This window comes from Paenibacillus sp. F4 (genome assembly GCF_002894905.1).
In the GTDB taxonomy this organism is placed as follows: Bacteria; Bacillota; Bacilli; order Paenibacillales; family Paenibacillaceae; genus Paenibacillus; species Paenibacillus polymyxa_B.
Map to the genome: position 1 here is coordinate 258858 of NZ_POVS01000004.1, position 20436 is coordinate 279293.

Annotated in this window: 19 protein-coding genes; 15 read left to right on the forward strand and 4 right to left on the reverse strand. The window is 44.3% G+C overall.

What is annotated here, in order from left to right; all coding sequences use genetic code 11:
• Positions 1–65 precede the first annotated feature (65 nt).
• The gene (locus C1T21_RS01865) at positions 66–1658 is read left to right on the forward strand and encodes a glycoside hydrolase family 32 protein (RefSeq protein ID WP_103046977.1); all 1593 of its coding nucleotides are present in this window, start codon (positions 66–68) and stop codon (positions 1656–1658) included.
• 180 nt (positions 1659–1838) lie between these two features.
• Here C1T21_RS01865 and C1T21_RS01870 read toward each other — a convergent pair whose 3' ends face one another.
• Positions 1839–2303: a MarR family winged helix-turn-helix transcriptional regulator gene (locus C1T21_RS01870; RefSeq protein ID WP_013369372.1), complete on the reverse strand. Its 465-nt coding sequence runs from the start codon at positions 2301–2303 to the stop codon at positions 1839–1841.
• Positions 2304–2593: 290 nt separating this feature from the next.
• On the opposite strand from C1T21_RS01870, the gene C1T21_RS01875 reads away from it, so the two are divergent.
• From C1T21_RS01875 to C1T21_RS01890, 4 genes are all read left to right on the forward strand, one after another.
• Entirely contained in the window at positions 2594–3028 is a 435-nt protein-coding gene (locus C1T21_RS01875; protein ID WP_103046978.1) for a hypothetical protein, read from the forward strand.
• A 110-nt stretch (positions 3029–3138) separates the two neighbouring features.
• On the forward strand, positions 3139–3429 hold the full coding sequence (locus C1T21_RS28375) for a hypothetical protein (protein WP_374703712.1): 291 nt from the start codon (positions 3139–3141) through the stop codon (positions 3427–3429).
• Between the two features lie 17 nt (positions 3430–3446).
• Positions 3447–3746, forward strand: a complete 300-nt coding sequence (locus C1T21_RS01885; RefSeq protein ID WP_258012329.1) for a spore coat protein — start codon at positions 3447–3449, stop codon at positions 3744–3746.
• A 247-nt stretch (positions 3747–3993) separates the two neighbouring features.
• Positions 3994–5334, forward strand: coding sequence for an amino acid permease (locus C1T21_RS01890; RefSeq protein ID WP_103046979.1), 1341 nt, complete (start codon positions 3994–3996; stop codon positions 5332–5334).
• Positions 5335–5354: 20 nt separating this feature from the next.
• Here the strand turns inward: C1T21_RS01890 and C1T21_RS01895 are convergent, their stop codons facing one another.
• Complete coding sequence (locus C1T21_RS01895; RefSeq protein WP_081112522.1) at positions 5355–5987, reverse strand: LysE family transporter; 633 nt, start codon at positions 5985–5987, stop codon at positions 5355–5357.
• A gap of 319 nt (positions 5988–6306) precedes the next feature.
• Here C1T21_RS01895 and C1T21_RS01900 point away from each other — a divergent pair, with 319 nt between their 5' ends.
• The 6 genes from C1T21_RS01900 (at position 6307) to C1T21_RS01925 (ending at position 13867) form a co-directional block, all read left to right on the forward strand.
• Positions 6307–7275, forward strand: coding sequence for an SIS domain-containing protein (locus tag C1T21_RS01900; RefSeq protein WP_103046981.1), 969 nt, complete (start codon positions 6307–6309; stop codon positions 7273–7275).
• A 29-nt stretch (positions 7276–7304) separates the two neighbouring features.
• Positions 7305–8117 (forward strand): PfkB family carbohydrate kinase, encoded by an 813-nt coding sequence (locus C1T21_RS01905; RefSeq protein WP_103046982.1) that lies wholly within the window; start codon positions 7305–7307, stop codon positions 8115–8117.
• A 96-nt stretch (positions 8118–8213) separates the two neighbouring features.
• Entirely contained in the window at positions 8214–8927 is a 714-nt protein-coding gene (locus tag C1T21_RS01910; protein WP_103046983.1) for a GntR family transcriptional regulator, read from the forward strand.
• Positions 8928–9066: 139 nt separating this feature from the next.
• Entirely contained in the window at positions 9067–10650 is a 1584-nt protein-coding gene (locus C1T21_RS01915; RefSeq protein WP_103046984.1) for an amidohydrolase, read from the forward strand.
• Between the two features lie 2 nt (positions 10651–10652).
• On the forward strand, positions 10653–12083 hold the full coding sequence (locus C1T21_RS01920; RefSeq protein ID WP_103046985.1) for a YfcC family protein: 1431 nt from the start codon (positions 10653–10655) through the stop codon (positions 12081–12083).
• A 113-nt stretch (positions 12084–12196) separates the two neighbouring features.
• Positions 12197–13867 (forward strand): ribonuclease J, encoded by a 1671-nt coding sequence (locus C1T21_RS01925; RefSeq protein ID WP_103046986.1) that lies wholly within the window; start codon positions 12197–12199, stop codon positions 13865–13867.
• 281 nt (positions 13868–14148) lie between these two features.
• Here C1T21_RS01925 and C1T21_RS01930 read toward each other — a convergent pair whose 3' ends face one another.
• Positions 14149–15408 carry a BaiN/RdsA family NAD(P)/FAD-dependent oxidoreductase gene (locus C1T21_RS01930; RefSeq protein WP_180984534.1) on the reverse strand — a complete coding sequence of 420 codons (1260 nt, stop codon included), beginning with the start codon at positions 15406–15408 and terminating at the stop codon, positions 14149–14151.
• Between the two features lie 291 nt (positions 15409–15699).
• Here C1T21_RS01930 and C1T21_RS01935 point away from each other — a divergent pair, with 291 nt between their 5' ends.
• The 3 genes from C1T21_RS01935 (at position 15700) to nadE (ending at position 18926) form a co-directional block, all read left to right on the forward strand.
• Positions 15700–17439, forward strand: coding sequence for a two-component system sensor histidine kinase NtrB (locus C1T21_RS01935; RefSeq protein ID WP_103046988.1), 1740 nt, complete (start codon positions 15700–15702; stop codon positions 17437–17439).
• Between the two features lie 141 nt (positions 17440–17580).
• Positions 17581–18015 (forward strand): BrxA/BrxB family bacilliredoxin, encoded by a 435-nt coding sequence (locus C1T21_RS01940; RefSeq protein WP_013308727.1) that lies wholly within the window; start codon positions 17581–17583, stop codon positions 18013–18015.
• A 101-nt stretch (positions 18016–18116) separates the two neighbouring features.
• Positions 18117–18926 (forward strand): ammonia-dependent NAD(+) synthetase, encoded by an 810-nt coding sequence (nadE, locus tag C1T21_RS01945; protein ID WP_025722646.1) that lies wholly within the window; start codon positions 18117–18119, stop codon positions 18924–18926.
• A 91-nt stretch (positions 18927–19017) separates the two neighbouring features.
• Here the strand turns inward: nadE and C1T21_RS01950 are convergent, their stop codons facing one another.
• Entirely contained in the window at positions 19018–19845 is an 828-nt protein-coding gene (locus C1T21_RS01950) for an alpha/beta hydrolase family protein (protein WP_025722645.1), read from the reverse strand.
• A 184-nt stretch (positions 19846–20029) separates the two neighbouring features.
• Here C1T21_RS01950 and acpS point away from each other — a divergent pair, with 184 nt between their 5' ends.
• A complete protein-coding gene (gene acpS / locus C1T21_RS01955) occupies positions 20030–20434 on the forward strand; it encodes a holo-ACP synthase (protein WP_069291092.1) in 405 nt (134 codons plus the stop codon).
• Positions 20435–20436 lie beyond the last annotated feature (2 nt).

Sequence of the window (20436 nt, forward strand, 5' to 3'; positions counted from 1 at the left end):
TTACCGATCTGTCGTCCATCGGACGATACATAACGATGCAATGAGAGGTAAGGAGGATCGTCATAATGAGAAAAAAAGCTCCCAAGAGCATTTGGATACGATCCGTTGTAATCATCACAGGCTTAACTATACTCATAGCTATGGGTTGGAATATGTACCAACAGGATGCAGGCAAACCCCAAAAATCTGCTGCAACTCCAAAAAATCAAGCGAATCAAAGTAAGCATACAACACCGACCTATCGGGCAGCCTATCATTTTACCGTCCCGGATAAGTGGAAGAATGATCCTCAACGGCCTATTTATATGGATGGAAAATATCATTATTACTATTTATATAATCGTGATTATCCCAAAAAGAACGGTACAGAATGGCGACATGCCACATCAACCGATCTGGTTCATTGGAAAGATGAAGGGGTGGCGATTCCAAAATATACGAACCCGAATGGAGATCCTTGGTCCGGTTCGGTTGTGATCGATGATAATAATACCGCCGGTTTTGGAAAAGGCACGCTGGTAGCCATTGTGACACAGCCCTCTGCAGATGGCGGAAAGCAGGAACAATTTTTGTGGTACAGTAAGGACAAAGGCAAGACGTTTACTTCTTACCGCAACAAGCCTGTGATGTCCAACCCCGGTACAAAGGACTTTAGAGATCCCAAAATCATCCGAGATACTCAACGTAATCAATGGGTGATGGTCATGGCAGAGGGAACGAAGATTGGTTTTTATGAGTCTGATAATTTAAAGAATTGGCGGTATACGAGCGGCTTTCAAACGGAAAATATCGGGCTCGTGGAATGTCCTGATCTTTACCGGATGCGTGCGGATGATGGAACCTATCAATGGATTCTAGGCGTGAGCGCCAATAGCAAATCAACAGGCGGACCCAACACGTATGCCTATTGGACGGGGGACTTTAATGGAGAAGCATTTCTCCCTAATCACAGTGAACCTGAGTGGCTGGATTATGGGTTTGACTGGTATGGTGCAGTTACGTTCGAGGAAGGAAAAGATAAAGATAAATATAGCCACCGTTATGCTCTGGCCTGGATGAATAATTGGGATTATGCCAATAACACGCCTACCCTAAAGGAAGGCTTTAATGGAATGGATTCGATTGTTCGCCAAATTCGACTGAAACATACGGCAGATGCTGGATATCGTTTGGTTTCACAGCCGGTACCCAATTTGGAGCGATTCCAAACATCCAAAAAATCATTAGGAACGATTAAAGTAGAGGGTGCTCACCGGCTTCCGGTAGCAGGCGATGCCTATCAGTTAGAGGCGGATGTATCTTGGTCCACGATTAAAAATGTAGGATTGAGGCTTCGAGAGTCGACGGATGGCAAGCGTCATGTCGATGTGGGTGTCTCAGTGGACGGTCAATACTCCTACGTAAATAGAGTCAACACCGGGCAGCCGGATCAGAGTGGAAAATATGTAGAGAGCAAGGCGCCTTTTGATGCTAATAAGAAAAAGGTCCACCTGAACATTCTCGTCGATAAAACCAGCATTGAAGTGTTTGTAGATGGTGGAGAAGTAGCTTATTCCTCTTTAATATTTCCGCGGTTAGAGGATCAGAAAATTACTCTTTTTTCCGATGGCGGTCCGGCTGTGTTTAACAATGTAGTGGTCAAACATTTTAGCCGATAGCAAGCAGGTATTTATGCTGTTCGTAAGCTTGGGCATATTTCGCTCTATTCAGGTATATAAAAAGTCCACCCATGAATATAAGGGTGGACTTTTCTGTGTAAATCTAAATTTTCGTTTTAGCACAGCTATAAGATTGTTCGTTTATTCACAAACGATTAGTTGCTAAAATTACTATTCATTCTATTTGTGATAAGGTGACAAGTTATCAGCGCTACGGCCCAATTTTTTGAGCAAGCCGATGAGTTGATCTCTTTCAGTTTCACTGATTCCGCTAAAGGCACGTTCAATTTGACGTGTATAATCAGGATAAATTTCGTCCATGACACGTTGTCCTTCGTCCGTCAATTCTGCATATATAATCCGACGATCTTGGTCGCACGGGTGACGGTGCAAATAACCGCGGCTTTCCAGTTTGTCGATAACATAAGTGACATTTCCGCTTTGCAGAAGCAACTTTGCTCCAATTTGTTGGATTGGCTGTGCGCCCTTGTGATATAAAACTTCCATCACGGCGAAGGCCGTTGGGTTGAAGCCCACCGTTTTGATGCCAGCAACCGCATGCTCGTTTACACTTTTGAATGACTTGGCAAACACGCTATACAAATGCATGGATTGCTGTGTCACCAATGTTCGGTAATCTATCATCTTCATTCCGCCTTTATGTATGGATTTGGGCATCCTTTGACCGCTCGGCTCGGATGACCGGGCAACCATACCCTTGTTACTAGCATAAAGGGATTTACGTAGCGAAAACATGCGATTTGTCACAGTAGCTGCTTTTTTAACTATTTAATTTCAAAGCTTTAAAGTAAATTTTTGAAAAATAAAGGTTTTGAATGTAAAAATACTGTTCCGGTTGGTTATATTAAAAATAACATACCTAGCTTGATGAACCCCAATTAAGCAAATAAGCTACTTCAGAGGAGATGAAACACATGGATACAGGTTCTTTCCGTTTTCAATTTCGTGATCCGCAGCAAGCCGCCCAAGCCTGTGAAACATTAAAGGAAATTGGATACTCCGCCAGCACAAATGGTGACACAGGTCTCAGTGTTCATATTGAGAACCAGGATGTGCTGTCTGCATTGGAAATTTGCCAAGCCTATGAAGGAAGCATGATTGAGGTAGGGACTCTTTTCTCTAAACCGGATGAATATCCCGGTTTGCAAGGAAATATAGGTGTACAACATCCAGGTTATAGCCCGGAAGATTGGATTATCCCGGCACACACAATCAACGAAGACTGGAGCGAAGCTTATAAAAATGGCTCCTCTCAAACGTACACTAATACGATGGAGGAGCACAACGTCAGCTCTGATCAACAACCTGAAGACGAGGTGGATGGATTTTCTGGAAGCATCCATATCTGATTTTGTCCTAAAAGTCATGATTAGAATTTGAGTCTTCACTATTCAGCTCATATTAGGATAAAGCTCCTATAAGACCATTAATTATTGTGGCTTTGAAGGAGCTTTTTTGTGTGAGAAAAACTCAGTTAGAGCTTTCACCAGAATTGAAATTCTGTAGGATATGCATAAATAGCACTACAGCAGGGAATAACAATTTCAGAAAGAAGGTCTTAACCTTGCAAAAATTAGGAGTTCACGAAAAATTGGAATTACATGAGCTACTTACGTTTAAAACAACTTGCCTGACAAAAGCCCAAACCATGATTCCTTTAGTATCAGACACAAATTTAAAAAACATTTTGCAGCAGGATGTTAACGGTGGCACACAAGATATTCAACAGCTTAGAAATCTGCTCGTGTAATTTAAAGGAGGATTAACGTGAATTCTATTGTTCAGAACATGACTGGAATGGGCGGAATGACGGATCAGGTGATCGCTTCAGACCTGTTGATTTCGGCTAAAAGTGGAATTAAAAGCTATGCAATTGCCCTGACAGAGTCAACCAGTTCGGAAGTTCGCAATGTTCTTTGTGACCAATTGAGCAAAGCTGTTAATCTTCATGAACAAATTTTTAATTATATGAAGAACAATGGCTACTATAATGCTTATGATCCAGAGCAGCAAATACAAATGGATATTCAAAATGCAGACAAAGCACTTTCTTTGTCTAAATTTTGATAATTAATTAACGCAATAAAAGAATTATTTATTTAGTCCCAAATGAAGTCTCTGGTTTTATGTAGAAAAAGTATCAGCAAACCTTAAACGAGTTTGCTGGTGCTTTTTTATTATATAAATAGTCACACTTCTAATCCAGAAATCACAAATAACGAAATGAATTGCTGTCCACATGAAATATGGTGAAGAAGGCAAACATAATATCGGAGAACTAGGTCTCAATATCAGGAATAGGGTGATTTTCATTATGGGCAAGTCTTCAGCTGTTAAGCAAAAAGATCAAAAACTAAAATGGTGGCAACTTAGCTTATTAGGCGTTGCAGGTACCATTGGTACAGGATATTTCCTCGGGTCTGGCTTAGCGATCTCCATAGGTGGTCCAGCCGTGCTGATTGCATACTTTTTTGCAGCAGTGGGAACATATGTGGTGTTTGATGCCCTTTCGCGCATGACGGCAGATCATCCTGAACAGGGTTCTTTCCGTTCCTATGCCCAAAAAGCATTTGGAAGTTGGGCAGGATTCGGCAGTGGATGGGTGTATTGGTTCTCAGAATTGCTTATCAATGGGAGCCAACTAACCGCGCTATCTATATTCTCACGCTTTTGGTTTCCTCAGGTACCGATGTGGATCTTTGCGGCAGGCTTCGGGATTTTAGGGCTTGTGATTGTTTTTTTTGGCAATAAGGGTTTTGATCGAGTTGAAAATGTACTGGCCATCATTAAGATGGCAGCTATTGTTATGTTTCTGGTCTTGGCCGTTGCTCTTTTGGCAGGCTGGATTGGAGGAGGAAAATATAATCCGAAGTTCCCCATCAGTTACAAAGAATTTTTTCCGACTGGGGGCATAGGATTGTGGTCATCTTTTATTTTTGCCTTTTATGCATACGGAGGTATTGAAGTGCTCGGAATTATGTCTAATCGGCTTCAAAAACCGGAGGATGCACCTAAAGCAGGCAAGGTAATGCTGATTACACTGGTTACAGTGTATGTTCTTTCGATTGGTCTGGCTGTGTCTATGGTGCCATTAAGTGCCTTTAACCCGAAAGAAAGTCCTTTTGTGCTTGCGCTTAGCAGCGATCATCTGGTTTTTGTACCTCATTTATTTAATGGAGTGCTTATTATTGCAGGGTTCTCAACGATGACAGCCTCTCTATATGCAGAGACATCTATGATGCTTACGCTTGCACAGGAAGGAGATGCGCCCACATTGTTTTCACGGAAGTGGAAGGGCAAATATCCTCTTTATGCACTTAGTTTGATCTCCGTTGGATTAATCTCAGCCATCGTAATGTCGTTGCTGCTACCGGGAAAAGTATATGAATATATCACTACTGCAGCGGGTTTAATGCTGTTGTATAATTGGTGCTTTATTTTGCTGTCTTCAGGTAAGCTACTGGAATCGAGCAAATCAAACAATATTAAACGTTGGATTGGATTATTGTTGATAGCTATGGCCGTGGTCGGATCATTTTTTCATAAACTTAGCCGCCCGGGAGTGTATATCAGCTTACTGCTTGTTTTGTTAATTGCAATATGTGACCTCATTGTACAATGGGTTCGCCGAAAGCACGCCAAGGAATCTCATTAACGTTGTCAGTGAGTTAAGCGTTAGCGTAAAAAAAGTAATTGAAATGCTTGTACGCCAAAATAAAAGCCAAAACCGATAAGAGATAATCCGGACATCCAAGAGATGGTTTTAAGCAAGCCGGTTTTTAGGAACCTCCGGAAAATACTTGAAGCGGCTGCCATGGTCACATCCCAGAGTAACACGCCTAATACAATCGCTCCGCTATAGATCATTAGTTGTTGTACTGGATATGTATTAGCGACGTTTGCGAGTATGGATCCGTAAATCCCAAGCCAAAAAAGGATGGAGAGGGGATTAAATAATGACATTAGAAAACCGGACATAAAAGAGTTACTTAATGTATTACCATTTCCCCTTAATTCAGACTCTGAAATCACACCTGCATTTTTGATGCTTTCAATACCTGTATACACAAGTACGAAAAAACCAAACAGCCATAAAAAAGCTTTGACAAACGGAGCATTAAGAAGGTGAATCATTCCCAAATAAACAAGCAGCATATAGATAATGTCTGCGGTTATTGCACCAAGCCCAATAAACCAGGCGTGCCAAAAACCATTCTTGATACCCCGATCCAACTGTGCGGCATTAATCGGTCCAATGGGGGCCGAAAGTGACAGACCAAGAAAAATATAACTGATAAATGTATTAATGGTGACTCCCTCCTTGATTTTTTATTGGATGTTATGTATTTTGTCTACTTTAGTTTATTCGGACAAACCCATTTGTAAGACCATATTTTTTGTGCGTATATTGTAGGAGTAGCTTCGTTATTGCCAACCACCTATCGATGAATTAAATCTAAAAAAGGAGCTCTAATTCCGTTCACACAAGGATTAGAGCTTTTTTAATACAGGTTATAAAAAAAGTTTATTTGATCGAATAATTGGGGTTGACACTTTTATTGAAAGCGCTTATATTTATCTCGTAAACAATACGTTATATAACGTTATATAAAAAGGAGAGGTAAAAATGAATGTACAACAGACGGTTCAAACGATTTATGAACAAGCGAGTGGGAAGATTTCCGAGGTGTATTTAGTAGCCTGCGGGGGCTCATTAGTCGATATGTATCCCTCAAAATATTTTCTAGATAGTGAAGCAAAGAAGCTGGTAGCAGGGATGTATACGGCAAATGAATTTGTGCACGCGCTGCCAAAACGATTAGGTAAAAACGCTGTAGTCATCGTTTGTTCCCATGGAGGAAACACGCCGGAATCGGTTGCGGCTGCTAAATCAGCCAAAGAGAAAGGCGCTTACACCATCGGCTTAACCCACAATAGTGAAGCGACACTGCTCAATTATTCTGATTATTCATTCCTCTACGAGTGGGGAGATGAGAGCGATGTCAAAAATAACCCGATGGCTATTATTTTGGAGCTTACTGTTGAACTGCTTCAAATCGCTGAAGGTTATGTGCATTATCAAGCTTTCCAGAACGGCTTGGGAGTAATCAATGGAATTATTAACCGAGCAAAAATACAAGTTGAACCGCGTGCCAGTGTATTCGCTGACAAATATCGCAATGAAGATCTCTTCTATATCCTGACCAGCGGAGCTTCTTATGGACATGCGTACGGATTTGCTATCTGTTCTCTGATGGAAATGCAATGGCTTCATGCGGCTTCAATCCATTCCGGTGAATTTTTCCACGGACCGTTTGAAGTAACGGATAAAGAAACTCCATTTATTCTGATGATCAACGAAGGACGCACACGGGCATTGGATGAGCGGGCACAGACTTTCCTGAATCAATATGCCGAGAAAGTGGAAGTGATCGATGCGAAGGAGCTTGGAATCGGAACCATTGCCGACGAGGTCGTCGAGTTTTTTAACCCGGTTTTATTTTACAGCATTGTATGTGTTTATCGTGAAGCACTCGCAAATGTACGCAATCACCCACTGGAAACTCGTCGTTATATGGGCAAAGTAGCTTACTAAGCGCACTTACCAACAGGAGGAAAACCATCATGAAAGTTCTAGGCATTGGTGATAATGTGGTAGATAAATATGTTCATCTGCGCATGATGTATCCTGGCGGCAATGCGCTTAATTTCAGTGTGTTTGCCAAAAAAGCGGGAGTAGATGCAGCCTTTATAGGAGTATTCGGAGATGATAATGAAGCACAGCATGTAGAACACATTCTCCGTGAGCTGGAAATCGACATTTCACGGTGCAGATATCACAGCGGTGAGAACGGCTGCGCACGTGTAACCCTGGAAGACGGAGACAGAGTATTTCTGGGCAGCAATGAGGGAGGAGTTACACGTCTCCATCCGCTGGAGCTGAGTGAAGATGACAAGGCCTATGTTGGCGGGTTCGACCTTATTCACACCGGCTTGTACAGTCATACAGGGCACTTGCTGCCTGAATTGGAGATGCTGGGAATCCCTCTTTCTTTTGACTTTTCGGATGATTTCGTAGATGCACAGGTGGAGAAATATATTGCGTATGCCGATTTCGCTTTCTTCTCTTGCAGCCATATGACGGATGAAGAGACACAGAACTATATCCGCTCCAATCGAAAAAAGGAGGGGCAAATCCTGGTAGCCACACGCGGCGGAGATAGATCTATTGCCTATGATGGTACTAAGTTTTATTTTCAAATGCCTGATTCCGTTGACGCTGTGGATACGATGGGGGCAGGAGACTCTTATATAACCGCCTTTTTACTGAGCTTTTTGAAAAATGGTAACATTCAGGACGCTATGGCAGAGGGATCGAGGGTTGCCGCCCAGAGCTGTCTGGTAGAAGGTTCTTTCGGATACGGCGTCCGTTACTAAAAAATTATGTTCAAATATCTTCACTTGTAAGAATATGTAACATTTGATACTCTAAGTGGGAGTAATATAACGTTATATGACAAGTGAGGGCACATTATGTTGAATTCAGACCAAGCAGAGCCATTATATATTCAGTTACAAAAAGCAGTCAAAACCGCTATTCATAATGGAACATTTACGCAGGGGAGTCGTATACCGACCGAAACTGAGCTAAGCGAGACCTACAATGTAAGTCGAATTACCGTAAGAAAAGCCATTGCCGAATTGGTTCATGAAGGTTATCTGACCAAACGTCAAGGAAAAGGTACCTTTGTCAATGTACCCAAAATTGGGCGGAAGATTGAACATGTCATCAGCTTTACGGCTGCCTGCAAATCCAACGGCCTCTCTTCACACAGTGTGGTTACAGAACGTGAAATCATAGAAGCAGATGAGGAAATTGCACATCAGTTGCAGCTGCCACAAGGAGAAAAAGTGTTATATATTCAGCGTAAAAGATACGCCGGTGATCGACCGCTAATGCTGGAAAATAATTTTTATCCTTATGACCGATTTTCTTTTCTAATGGAAGAGCAGTTGGAGGGCTCTGTATACGAACTGTTGCGTCATAAATACAGCATCGATCCTAACCAACCGGGAGAGACGATATTACAAATCGCTTTGGCGGATGAATACCAGGCAAAGCTGCTGGAGACGACCATCGGACAGGCGTTGTTCTACATGCATACGATTATTTATGATCAGCATGGAAGCCCCGTTCATGTAGGTAAACAGTACATCATTGGAGACCGTTATCAATTCTCAATATAAATCCGTATGCCTGTTATGTAATGTTGTTATTCAGGTACGGCGCAGCTTCTGCTTCCACTCCATGAGAGAAGCAGAAGCGATATTATAACGTTATATTACGTTATGTTATGGGGCGAATAAATAATGAGGGGGTGAAATTGTGCAAGGGAAGAATGACACATTAGCGGACAAAGTTTTACTGTCAAATGCTATTTTTAATGGCTTAGAAAATGAAGCCTCGCCTGGGTTTATTGCACTGCAGGGAGAATGTATTGCAGCAGTGGGGCGTCCCGAGGAGGCACAAGCTTGGATAGGAGCGGGAACGGTTGTCTGTGATTTGGGTGATGCTTTTATCATGCCAGGAGTTCATGACAACCATGTATTTTTTACCGGATATATGTCGATGCATCGGGGCGTGGATTTGACTCATGCAGCCTCGATTGAAGAAGCAATGGAATCCATGCTACAAGCGGCAAACAATCTTCCGCCAGGGAAAGATGTAACCGCTTACGGGTGGAGCGAGGAAGGATGGGGCAAGCTGCCTGAGCAAAGCTTGTTGGACGAGCTGTTCCCTGATCGGGCGGTAATTGCCATTAACCTAAATAAAAGCTACTGCTGGATGAACCGACTGGCTCAGGAGAAATATCAATTTTTGCCGGATCAATGCAGTGCTGAGGCACGCGCTTTGCTGCTCCAAGCTATGATGCAGGAACACAGCCTTGTCAAACAAGAGTTTGTGGAGTTTTGCCGCATACTAGCTGCACGAGGAGTTACTTCCATAAAAGATATTGGCTTTGATCGGCATAGCGAGCTGCTGCCGATTCTAGAAGAATTGAAAGAAACAGGAGAACTGCCGCTCAGATTTCATTTCTCGCTTGAACCCGTTGTTGAATCGCTTGATATTGCCACCGGTATGAAGTATAAAGCACTTTATAATGGAGACCTTATTCGTTTCCAAGGATACAAGCTGATGCTTGACGGCGTCGTAGCAGATCATACGGGGGACATGCTGGAACCTTACGCAGATATGCCCGGAGTAACGACTTTGAGTACGGTTGACTACAAAAAGATTGAAGCCTCTGTGCTGGAAGCAGACAGCCAAGGTATCAAATGCTGCCTAACTGCAGAAGGTGATGCTGCGATTCGCCAAGCGGTATCCATAATTGAAAAATGCCGCGAACAACAAGGTAATAACCTTATCAGACATTCGATCAGTGACCTTGAGTATCCTCATCCGGATGATCTGACAAGAATGGGAGAGAACGAAATTTTTGCCGAAGTCTATGCCCAAATACTGCTGCTGAATCCTTCTTACGAAGATGCTTATATGTCTGCTGTGGTAGGAAAAGACAATGAAAACCGCTTTTATAATTATAAATCCATGCTGGATGCTAACGTGCCGGTCACCATAGGTACTGATCTGCCTTTATTCATCACCAGTGTTCCCGATTCGCTATATGCAGCCTCTCACCGATTATTCCCGGATGGCTCGCCTGCAGGAGGCTGGTATCCTGACCAAGGGATGCCGCCATCCGAAGTTTTAAAGGCATGGACCATTAATGGAGCCAAACATTGTTATATGGAAGAGGTTACAGGTACGCTGGAGGCTGGAAAATATGCTGACATCGCCGTTTTTGATCGCGACCTCCTTAACGCATCCGCTGGTGACATCAGGGACGCCCAAGTGATATTGACCATTATGGGAGGGAAGGTTACGTATAACCATTCTTGGAATGAGGGATAAACATGAACATCAAGAATATGAAATGGAAATTATCCTTGCCCCATAGCTATACTTTAATATTTTTGATTATTATTACAGTCGCCGCATTGACATGGATTGTGCCCAGCGGACAATTTGAGCGTCATGAAGTGACAGTGAACGGTGTGACCAAAACGGCGATCGTTTCGGGAACCTATCACACTGTACCCAAAACTGGTGAGAACGGTGATTTAAGACAAGGACTCCCCCAAATCCTAAGCGCTCCTATTGCGGGGATTATCAATGCCGCCGATGTGGTCTCTTTTGTCCTTATTGTGGGCGGCTCCTTCGGGATTATACTGCAGACGGGAGCCATTGACCGTGCCCTGACAGCTCTTGCCAGGCGGCTGAAGAATAAGGGGATTCTGCTTATTCCAATTGCCATGGTTATATTCAGTCTCGGAGGCTCTACCTTTGGAATGAGCGAAGAAATTATTCCGCTTTATGCGATTTTTATTCCATTAATGTTTGCCCTAGGCTTCGATTCTATGACTGCTATTCTCATTCTATTTCTGGGAACGCAAATTGGCTATGTTGGTTCGACTGTTAATCCATTTTCAGTATTGATCGCCCAGGGGATCGCAGGAGTAGAGGGGAATCCTCAGCTCTGGCTGAGATTTATTGAATGGCTTGTATTTACTATGATTTCTATTGCCTTTACGATGTGGTATGCGCACCGGGTTAAGAGAAATCCGGAGAAATCCATTGTTTTTCAGAGTGATATTATAAATCGCGAGCATTTTATAAAAGAAAATACAGGTGAGGACGTCGTCTTCACGTTTCGGGACAAATTAATTATAGGTGGATTTATTGTAACGCTTGGAGCAATTGTCTGGGGAATTTTGGCCAAAGGCTGGTATATGACTGAAATCGGCGCCCTTTTCTTCGCACTCGGTCTTTTTGTCGGGATAGTTACCAGGATGAGCCAAAAGGAAATAGCTGAAAATTTTGTAAAAGGCTGTGGAGAATTCATCTACGCTGCAGTGATCATAGGTCTCGCCCGCGGAATTCTAATTATCGCCGAGCAGGGTATGATCATCGATACTGTATTGAATGCACTCGCAAGCATTCTGGAAGGATTTCCAAGTTACTTGTTCACTACCATTATGTTGGTTGCACATAATATTATTACTTTCCTGGTTCCATCTTCTTCGGGGGAAGCTGCACTAACAATGCCTGTACTTGCACCGCTTGGCGATCTTGTAGGTATCAATCGTGAAGCAGTAGTCACAGCGTACCAATTCGGTAACGGGTTAACCAACTTAATTTCACCGACAGGTGGAGTGCTACTGGCGGGATTGGCCATTGCCCGGATCAGCTTTGGACAGTGGCTGAAGGTAATCTTCAAGCTATTCCCCATCCTGTGGTTAGTTGCTGCTATTTTTGCTGCGATTTCGGCTGCGGTGGGTATCTAATAAATCAAGTGAGAACCCTTGTCTTTTAAAGACAAGGGTTTCTTTTTGTGCATAAGTTTACGTGATTAATGAATAATATGGATAGCATTTTCCTAAGGAGGAAATAAAATTTGATGCATGCTGATAATAGATTACTCATTGCTGCTCTAGGCGGTGTGAATGAAATCGGGAAAAACATGTATTTCATCCAATACGATCAGGATATTGTCGTTATCGATTGTGGCTCCAAGTTTCCTGATGAAAATTTGCCTGGTATTGACCTCATTGTACCGGATGTCACCTATTTGCTGGAAAATCAGGATAAAGTCAGAGCGCTCATTGTGACTCATGGGCATGAGGATCACATCGGAGGTATTCCCTATTTGCTGAAGCAGATTAATATGCCCGTTTATGGGACAAAGCTCACCATCGAATTAATTAAGATTAAGTTAAGGGAGCACAACCTTTTACGTGATGCTGAGCTTCATCTTATAGATGCGGATTCAACCGTTCAAGCGGGAACGATTCAGGCCTCCTTTTTCACCACGGTCCACAGTATCCCGGATTGCCTGGGTGTCTTTTTTCAGACACCGGAAGGAAATGTGGTCCATACCGGAGATTTCAAATTCGATATGTCTCCCGTCAGTGGACCTTTTCCCGATCTTCATCGAATGGCTGAAATAGGAAAGAAGGGGGTAAAAGTGCTGCTCTCCGAAAGTACAAATGCGGAAAGGCCAGGATTTACTCCTTCAGAACGTTTGGTTGGCGGACATATTTTGGATGCTTTCGCCAGAGCCAAACAGCAAGTATTTATTTCTACATTTGCATCCAATGTGAACCGTGTCCAACAAGTCATTGACGCGGCTGTGGAAACAGGTCGCAAACTGGTTTTACTCGGACGCAGTATGATAAATGTGGTTTCGGTGGCCAAGGAGCTGGGCTTCTTGCACATGCCTGAGGACTTGTTGATTGAGGCGGGGGAAACAGAGCGGTTTCCCGCAGAAGAAATAGCAGTTTTATGTACCGGAAGCCAGGGAGAGCCGATGGCCGCATTGTCACGTTTAGCCAATTCCCTGCATCCCAAAATCGAAATTTTGCCTGGTGATACGGTCATCATTGCTGCGGGAGCCATACCGGGGAATGAGCGAAACCTTTCCCAGGTCATTGATAACTTGTATGTGCTAGGTGCCCAGGTTATTTATGGATCAGGCAGCTCCACGGGGATGCACGTATCCGGTCATGGCAGCCAGGAAGAATTAAAATTAATGATGACCCTGATGAAACCTGAGTATTTGATTCCCATTCACGGTGAATTCAGGATGTTGTATCAGCATCGTCAGCTAGCGGAGTCTGTGGGGATTCCGATGGAGAATGTATTTATCGTCCATAACGGTGACACTGTTCAAATCGAAGAGGGAAGGGCATCCCTAGGGCCCAAAGTAGCAGCCGGCAATAGCTTAGTAGACGGGTTGGTAACAGGGGACGTAGGTAATATTGTACTACGAGACCGTAAAAAGCTTTCTTCAGACGGAATGCTGATTATTGTGATGACGTTGAGCAAAAACGAGAAGCAAATGCTCGCAACGCCAGAGGTCATTTCAAGAGGCTTTGTATATGTTAAGGATTCCGAAGAGCTCATGAGTCAGATCCACGACACGATTATGTCCACAGTGAACGAGTTAACAGAGATCGAAATGAGTCAGTGGGGACTGATTAAGCAGATGTTAAAAGATGATGTTGGCCGGTTTATTTACAGTCAGACAAAGAGAAGACCCATGATTTTACCTATCATTATTGAGGTATAGAATAGCGGCAAATGTCAAAACAAGATAGAGCTTATTCAATACGCGATTACTCAAAAAAAGACTTAAATCAGCAATACAACTGATTTAAGTCTTTTTGATTTCCTTCCTACTTTCCTATAAGAATGCGGATGTAATGGCGGTTGCAGCGCAGCGGAGGATTTGAATCTGGAGAAGCGACAGCGTTCGCCTTTGCCACGGAATTCTTACCCTTAAATGTTTTATATAATCAAGAGAATCCTGTGGCAACAGCGATCGTAAGATCAAAGCCTACGCGCAGCGTCTTAATCGCTTACAGCCGCTTGGGTTCCTGCTGTATGCCCTGTCGTAAACGCCGCTGTAATATTATAACCACCTGTGTAACCGTGAATATCGAGAATCTCACCGCAGAAGAACAATCCAGGCATCAGCTTGGACTCCATTGTTTTCGGATTAATTTCCTTCAAATTCACACCGCCCCCGGTAACAAATGCTTCCTTCAGAGAGAGCGTACCGTTCACACGGATTGGAAACGCCTTAATGCGATGAGCAAGTTCTTGCCACTGCTGCTTGGGAATATGATCATAGGTCAAGTCCTCACGCAGTTCGGCTTGCTGGAGCAACAATGGAATCAAGCGTTCCGGTAAATAAGGCTTAAGCACATTTTTGATCGCTTTTTTAGCATCGACCGATGCCAATTCCAGCGTCTCACGGTAGACTTCATCGGCATGTTTGTGAGGCTGCAAATCGAGAGTCAACAACACCGTGTTTACCTTATCCTTTTTCATTCCCTTGACGACAAACTGACTGCACCGCAAAGCAGTTGGGCCAGATAGACCGAAGTGTGTAAAAATCATATCTCCTTCATGGACGACAACTTTCTTTTGCTTCGCATTCCATACGGTCAGACTGATATCGCGTAAGGATAGTCCCTGAAGCTCTTTCGTCTGGATGAACGTCTCGCCTGAGGTCAACGGCACCTCTGTTGGATACAGTTCCGTAATTGTATGCCCTGCTTGTTCTGCCCATGCATAGCCGTCACCTTCCGAGCCTGTATGCGGGACGGATTTGCCGCCAACGGCTACAATGACATTACGGCTTTGTAGGATTTCACCGGAACGCAGCCGCACCCCAGCCGTATGACCTTCATTGTAAATAACCTCTTGAACAGGACAGCTTGTCCGAATCTCGACTCCTTGAGAGCGTACCTTGTTGATCAAAGCATCGACAACTGTTTTGGCTTTGTCCGTCACTGGAAACATACGCCCATTATCTTCTTCCTTTAAGGCTATACCCAGCTGTTCAAAAAAGGCAATGATATCCCGATTGCCGAAAGCCGCCAGTGCACTGTGCAGAAAACGGCCATTGCCGGGAATGTGCCGAATGAGTTCGTCTAGCTCTTTGGCATTCGTGACATTGCAACGGCCTCCACCAGAGATCCCCAGCTTTCGCCCGAGTTTATTTCCCTTTTCCAGTAAAAGCACCTTAGCGCCCTCACCGCTGGCAGCGGCAGCAGCCATTAATCCGGCTGAGCCGCCTCCGATCACAATAACGTCGTAAGTCATAAACCTCTTCCTTTTCGTCGACAAATTTTCAAAAAATTCAGAATGGTGTAACCGATTTTTCATCATATCGTAATACCGTCGCTTCAGATAGCCTTAGAGCACAGTAAACACGTATATATTTCAATTTGCAGGAATTTAAAACGCGTAAAAACGTTCCTGTTATATACATCTAGTATTTAGCAGATTTTGTCGTTCTACACCGGGATTTTAACACATATATTGTAATATATTGTAGCCTGTGCTTTAATTCAACTAACGGCGTCAAGGAAAGATGATGAGGGGGAGAAGTCCTTGTTAATTGCGTTGAAGGAAAGTGTGCTCCAAGTTCTCCTTGCCGTTATATCGGCGGGTTTTTTCTCTATATTAACGGATTATGGGGATAAGAAAAAGGTTTGGGGCGGCAATCTGCTTCCTGGACCCAATCAAGGAATACTGTATCTGTGTTGCTTGCCAGCCATATTGCTATGTACACTCTTTCAATATCAGTCTCCGTATGGTCTACCTTCCAATCTCGGTATTATTCCCCTTGCTGTTGGCATCATGTACGGTAGACGTCGCACTGCCTTCGTGCTCGCCGCTTCCGCACTGATGGGTGTCCTGATTATAGCCCAGTCGACAGAAATGTCCCCGATGTATGTGGGCACGGGTTTTATTCTTTTTCCTTTTATGCTGCTGCATGGCAAGTTTTTTCAAAGAGGAACCTTGTTGGACAAAAAACTCCTAATCTCCGCATATGTTGTGGCTGATATGCTGTTTAAGGCGATATTTCCGCTATTGTGGGGCAAACAGGATATTTCGGTATACATTCCTGACTTACTTACAACGTTCTGGAATATTGGTGCAGGTGTGCTGGCAAGTTTTACGGTCGTGAGTCTGATGCATAATGCCTTTGAGAAGCTGGCGCTGCGGCGTGATGTGACTGAATTTACGAGCAAATACTTAATTGAAGTGGATAAGCTGCGTCAAGTTATGGATTTGATGCCGTTATCTCTTGTTACTCTGGACAGCGAAGAACGAGTTATACATATGAACAAAACGATGCTGGAACTCTACCAGGACTTCGATCCCTACATTACACTGCCTGAGGTAGTAGGCCGTCCATTGACCTCGTTATATGGTTTTAGCGCTTTGCCTGTGGTTAACGAACGAGTTGCAAAAGCGTTGGAAGGAGAGGCGGGTGCTGATTTTATAAATGTTACTCCCAAAGTATTCTTCTCAAGTTTCCTTCCTATTCGTGATAAACATGTAAACCAAACGACAGGCGTCATTATCGCCTTGCAAGATATTACAGAGCTAGAGACGCTGCGCAGTGAGCTAGGCAATTTCGAGAGGCTCAGTCTGGTCGGACAGATGGCAGCGGGCATTACTCATGAAATACGTAATCCGATGGCGGTTGTGCGTGGTTTTTTACAGCTTATGCGTGAGAAAAGTCCAGAATCTCTCAACCATTACTACCGCATTGTGATGGAGGAACTCGATCGGGCGAACGGGATTATTAACGATTTTCTTTCACTGGCCCAGAATCGGATTGTCGAGAAGGAGCAATGTCATCTGCATGATATTATTCGCGAACTGACGCCTTTATTGTGGGCAGATGCGAATCTGAGGGGGCAGACGATTGAGCTAAAGCTGGAGGAACATGTGACGATGTTGCATTTGAACCCTAAGGAAATGAAGCAGTTGCTGCTTAATTTATCACGTAATGCGATGGAAGCTATGGGGGAAAAGGGGGTGCTGACCATTTCGACTCATGAGGAAGGGGATTTCGTGGAACTGGAAGTAAAGGATACAGGTCCGGGAATTCCACAAAAACAGCTTGAAAAGCTGTTCCAACCTTTTTACACCACCAAAACGAAAGGTACAGGTCTGGGGCTGGCCTTATGTCAAAGTATAGTGGAGCGTCATCACGGTACGATTGCCGTAGATTCGGTGGAGGGAATGGGCACGCAGTTTAAAGTCCGATTGCGCAGAACCGTCCCGACTTACCGGGATCATGCTGAGCCTCCTGTCATGAATTCGATACAGAAATAATCGTGCAAATATATAGCCGGATTTTTGCAAATTACGTGAAAAAGATTGTATAATGAAATTTAGATGTCCATGCCTTTACTACGGCAAAGGATGAAATTAGAAACGTAGTATACATGATTTTTGGAAAAGGAGTGAAAGAATATGTCTATGTCTTTCGATCAATATATGAGAGATTCAGTTCAGCCAATGCGCGATGAACTGACGAATCTTGGGATTCAGGAACTGCGTACTTCTGAAGATGTGGAGGCCAAGCTGCCTAATGCTAAAGGTACAGTGCTGGTTGTTGTGAACTCGGTATGTGGTTGTGCCGCAGGTCAATGCCGCCCGGGTGTGGCTGAAGCACTGAAGCATGATATTACGCCAGATCATCTGTATTCGGTTTTTGCCGGACAGGACAAGGAAGCAACAGCAAAGGCTCGCGAATTTTTCGCACCTTACCCACCGTCATCTCCTTCTATCGCGCTGTTGAAAGACGGCGAGCTGGTTCACTTCATCGAGCGTCATCAGGTGGAGGATCGTTCGGCAGATCAGATCGCTGCTGATTTGACCAGTGCATTTGATCGTTTTTGTCGGTAAGACTGCTCAAGCTATGCCCCGCATTTTTCGCCTGCGAAACTTGCCGGGGCTTTTGCATGTTGGCTTGTGAAGGAAATTCCTAAAAAAGAGGTGCTTATCTGATGAGTTTGCAGGAACAGATTATTGCTGAATTGGGAGTACAGCCTACGATTAACGTAGAGGCGGAGGTCCGTAAGCGTGTGGATTTCCTCAAGTCGTATGTAACGAAAACGGGAAGCAAAGGGCTGTTGATCGCCATCAGTGGCGGGATTGACAGTGCCGTAGCAGCCGCTTTGTGCAAGCGGGCTACAGATGAATTGACGCAGGAACAAGGGGACGAATACAAAACACTGGGTGTATTCCAGCCATACGGCCAACAGGAAGATATCGAGCATAGCTACGCGGTAGCCAAAGCGTTCGACCTGAAATATGCTGGGGAAACGAACATTAAGGAAGCCGTGGATAAGGTTGCCGTGGAAGTAGAGCATACGTTAAAGGATATCGGTCTGGAGCGTTCCATTACTCCGCAAGTGAGAGGGAATGTAAAGGCAAGAACACGTATGGTGGTTCAGTACGCACTCGCGAATGAGCTGAATCTTCTCGTCGTTGGCACAGATCACGCTTCAGAAGCCATCACAGGCTTTTATACCAAATGGGGCGATGGTGCAGTCGATATTACGCCACTTAGTACGCTTAACAAACGTCAGGTGCGCTTGCTGGCCAGCTATCTCGGAGTTCCGCAGGCCATTTTGGACAAAGCGCCTACAGCAGGATTGTGGGAAGGCCAGACGGATGAAAAAGAACTGGGGATCTCCTACGAAGCAAACAGCGACTACCTGGAAGGCAAGGAAATTGACCCGGCGGCACGCGAAAAGCTGGAAAGCTTCTTTACACGTACAGCGCATAAGCGGACAAGCATCCCAGGGGTGTAAGCATTAATCATTATGGAATTGCAAAATCCTGAAGTAAATAAATGCGGCGATCCGCCCGGCGGATCGCCGTTTGTATTGAAGGAGCAATAATTTAATTGGCGATCCACTCAATGAAGCGGCGGGTTTCGGTAATCGCTTGATCCAGTGGAAGGCTACCTCCCTGGAATGGATGAACGGTATTAAAGGTATGATTGCCGCCTTGAATTTGTACCCATTCGATGTCGGGACGAACGGATGTGAGCAGGGCAGAGCCTTCCCGTAGACGTTTGGAATCTTCAGTTCCCTGGATCAGTACAGCTGGGAGCTGGCTGTTGGCAAGTCTGTCTACAATGGCAAAACGCTGTCGATTTTGTTCCAGGTCTTCCAGAATGACAGCATCCAGCGGAAGCTGTTGTCCGGTTCTGGCGTTCTCCACATAGCTGCGCCCCTTGGCGCGCATTTCTTCTTTTTGCGGTAAAGTAAACAAATCAAGATCTGTCACGCCATTCCATGAAATGACGCCAGCAATCTCGCCGGGATGATCTAGAGCATATACAAAGCAGCTTCCCGCGCCTCGGCTATGTCCTAACAGAAACAACGGCAATTCTCTGAACTCATGACGTGCTCTCAGATTGGATAGCAATAGTTCCAAATCCTCTTGTTCGCGGCTATAGGTGTTGCGTGCGAACTTTTCCAGTTCGGTAAAATTCTCTAGATCCTCACCTATGCCATTATGTGAAAAGTTGAAGGTCACAACATGGTTATCCATACTCAATGCTTCTGCTATATAGGGGAACATGCCCCAATCCTTAAATCCTTTGTAGCCGTGAGCGATAATGAGCAGGCTTTTGGCTGTATTTTTAGCGGGAAACCAGGAAGCCCGGATCACCGCATCTGTTCCTGCTTCGGTACCTGCTTCAACAATAATGGTTTCTGACATCCTATCCTTCCTTTCTACGGGAATTTTTTTAAATGGGCATATCAGCTGAATTTCAAAACATTCACCTATAGCCTTTCTTATTTTAACATATTTTGGTGCCGCTTTTACGCCTTTGTGACTCGCCAGGGTGTGGACGCACTGTTACAATAGATCCAGTAAAGTAAAAAGGACGGGGAATACCCAAATGATCTACGGAATTGGACATGATGTGCTGGAAATAAGCCGTATGGCTCATATTTTGGCAGGTAAATATGCAGACGCGTTTTTGAATCGGGTGCTGACCCCGGCAGAACGTGAGCTTGCTGTGGAACGCAAGGGTAGACTAACGGAGTTCGTAGCAGGGCGCTTTGCCGCCAAGGAAGCGATAACGAAAGCCTTCGGTTGCGGAATTGGGCAAATCATCGGGTTCGGCGATATGGATATTTTACCGGAACCTGGGGGGAAGCCAGCAGTTTATTTGTCTTCATCCGCATGGGATAGACTGAGATTGCCGTCTACAGGTGACTCGAATTACAGCATTCACTTGAGTATTACACATCAGCCTAACATTGCCTCTGCTTTTGTGATTGTCGAATATAAGGAGATGTGATG

Coding starts and splice junctions, on each gene's coding strand:
- C1T21_RS01865 (WP_103046977.1), top strand. CDS start 66: ATGAGAAAAAAAGCTCCCAAGAGCATTTGGATACGATCCGTTGTAATC.
- C1T21_RS01870 (WP_013369372.1), bottom strand. CDS start 2,303: ATGATAGATTACCGAACATTGGTGACACAGCAATCCATGCATTTGTAT.
- C1T21_RS01875 (WP_103046978.1), top strand. CDS start 2,594: ATGGATACAGGTTCTTTCCGTTTTCAATTTCGTGATCCGCAGCAAGCC.
- C1T21_RS01890 (WP_103046979.1), top strand. CDS start 3,994: ATGGGCAAGTCTTCAGCTGTTAAGCAAAAAGATCAAAAACTAAAATGG.
- C1T21_RS01900 (WP_103046981.1), top strand. CDS start 6,307: ATGAATGTACAACAGACGGTTCAAACGATTTATGAACAAGCGAGTGGG.
- C1T21_RS01905 (WP_103046982.1), top strand. CDS start 7,305: ATGAAAGTTCTAGGCATTGGTGATAATGTGGTAGATAAATATGTTCAT.
- C1T21_RS01910 (WP_103046983.1), top strand. CDS start 8,214: ATGTTGAATTCAGACCAAGCAGAGCCATTATATATTCAGTTACAAAAA.
- C1T21_RS01920 (WP_103046985.1), top strand. CDS start 10,653: ATGAACATCAAGAATATGAAATGGAAATTATCCTTGCCCCATAGCTAT.
- C1T21_RS01925 (WP_103046986.1), top strand. CDS start 12,197: ATGCATGCTGATAATAGATTACTCATTGCTGCTCTAGGCGGTGTGAAT.
- C1T21_RS01930 (WP_180984534.1), bottom strand. CDS start 15,408: ATGACTTACGACGTTATTGTGATCGGAGGCGGCTCAGCCGGATTAATG.
- C1T21_RS01940 (WP_013308727.1), top strand. CDS start 17,581: ATGTCTATGTCTTTCGATCAATATATGAGAGATTCAGTTCAGCCAATG.
- nadE (WP_025722646.1), top strand. CDS start 18,117: ATGAGTTTGCAGGAACAGATTATTGCTGAATTGGGAGTACAGCCTACG.
- C1T21_RS01950 (WP_025722645.1), bottom strand. CDS start 19,845: ATGTCAGAAACCATTATTGTTGAAGCAGGTACCGAAGCAGGAACAGAT.
- acpS (WP_069291092.1), top strand. CDS start 20,030: ATGATCTACGGAATTGGACATGATGTGCTGGAAATAAGCCGTATGGCT.